The 1,063-nt window shown below is 71.2% G+C and carries 1 protein-coding gene; it reads right to left on the bottom strand.

Annotated features, from left to right (window positions below):
• A partial coding sequence (locus tag HUK84_RS19765) for an extracellular solute-binding protein (protein WP_176641728.1) occupies positions 1-868 on the bottom strand: 868 nt, incomplete at its 3' end.
• Between the last annotated feature and the right edge of the window lie 195 nt (positions 869-1,063).

The following is a 1,063-nucleotide window of genomic DNA, read 5'->3' as shown; positions in this document are numbered from 1 at the left end:
CGGGGCGCAGCAGCGGGCGCAGGGCGGGTGGAACGGCGGCGGGATCGCCCATGACGGCGGGTGCCTCGTGGGGGCCGGGCACCTGCAGGCCGTATTGCGCCAGGACCGTCCTGCCCCGCGCGCCCAGCAGGAACGCCACCAGCCGTTCCGCGCCTTCGGGGTTCGGCGCATCGCGCAGGATGGTCACCGTATAGCGGGCCGAAAGGGCCAGGGCGGGCGGCAGCGTCATGGCCGGGATGTGCAGCGCCGCGGTTTCGGTCGCGTAGAAGAAGCCCACATCGATCTGCCCGGACTGCAGCCGCCCGACCAGGTTTTCCTCGGGCCGGACCTGGCGGTCGCCATCGCCGGCGTGAAGGATCCGGTCGGCGAGGCCGGGCTGGCGATAATATGTTTCGGCCTGATGCAGCAGCTTGACGGTCAGCGCGCCCTTGGGATCCAGCAGGGGGTCGGTGCGGCCGATCCGGACGCCGGGCCGCTGCAGGGCCAGGTACCAGGGGTCGCTTTGCAGCGCGGCCGCGAACCGGCCGCGCGGGTCATAGCCGAGCACCAGCGGAGATTGGGCGAACGGCGCGTACCAGCGCACATGATCGCCATGTGCCGGGCCCAGCCGCAGATTCAGGGCGGGATCGGCACTGATATAGATATCGGCGCGCCGGAGGCCGGCCGCGATCTGGTTGGCCAGCGCCCCCGATCCGCCGGCATAGCCGCGAAAGACGTCCGTGCCCGTCGCGTCGAAGGCCGGCCCGATGCCACGTTCCATCGCGGTCAGCAGCGATCCGGCATAGAGCACGTCGACGGTGCGGCCGCCGCGCGCCCGGGCGGCCCAAGGCAGCAGGCCGGCCGCCATCATGAACACGCGCCGTCGCATCCTGCCCCCGCCCTTCACTCTATATGGCCCTTCACTCTATATAGCCGAATATAGACTAAGGCCGGGTTTCGCGGCCGTGCAAGTGGCGGGGATCATGAAGGTGGCGTGGCGCCGGGCAGGTGCCACCCGTAATGCAGGGCCAGGAGGCGCAGCCCGAAGCAGGTCGCGGCACCGGCGCAGGCGACCGGCCTGCCC

It is taken from the genome of Nguyenibacter vanlangensis (assembly GCF_013376155.1).
Taxonomy (GTDB): domain Bacteria; phylum Pseudomonadota; class Alphaproteobacteria; order Acetobacterales; family Acetobacteraceae; genus Gluconacetobacter; species Gluconacetobacter vanlangensis.
The sequence above is the reverse complement of the archived record's forward strand: the minus strand, read 5'-3'. Positions and strand labels throughout refer to the sequence as shown.